General features: G+C 58.4%; 1 protein-coding gene. It reads right to left on the reverse strand.

The features are described 5' to 3' along the window. Positions 1-389: CLIPPER-2 domain-containing protein (locus tag J0A67_RS23535; RefSeq protein ID WP_241265310.1), on the reverse strand; the 389-nt coding region annotated here is incomplete at both ends.

Below are 389 nucleotides of genomic sequence, written 5' to 3' on the forward strand. Positions count from 1 at the left end.
GGGTATAGCTGATCTGCTCGCCCACCTGGCTGTAGGTATGCGGGCTGGCTGTTTTCTTCAGATCCAAAGCAGGTGTCTGGTTCGCAGTCACCGTCGCCGTCGCCGTAGCGGTCTGCGTTCCGCTGTTAGGATCCAGACCCGTCGCCGTAGCCGTGTTCACGAAGCTGCCGTTGTCAATGTCTGTCTGCGTGATCGTATAGCTGCCCGTTACCGTGGCGCTCTGGTTAGGTGCCAGTGTGCCTACCTGAGGGTTGTCAAGGCCCGTGCCCACGTCGCTTACCGCAACGCCGGTCAACGTCACGTTGCCTGAGTTGGTAACCACCAGCTCGTAACTGATCACCTCATCCAATTGGCTGTAATCCGTAGGAGTAGGGGTTTTCGTCAAGGCG

Source organism: Algoriphagus aestuariicola (genome assembly GCF_017254835.1).
GTDB lineage: Bacteria > Bacteroidota > Bacteroidia > Cytophagales > Cyclobacteriaceae > Algoriphagus > Algoriphagus aestuariicola.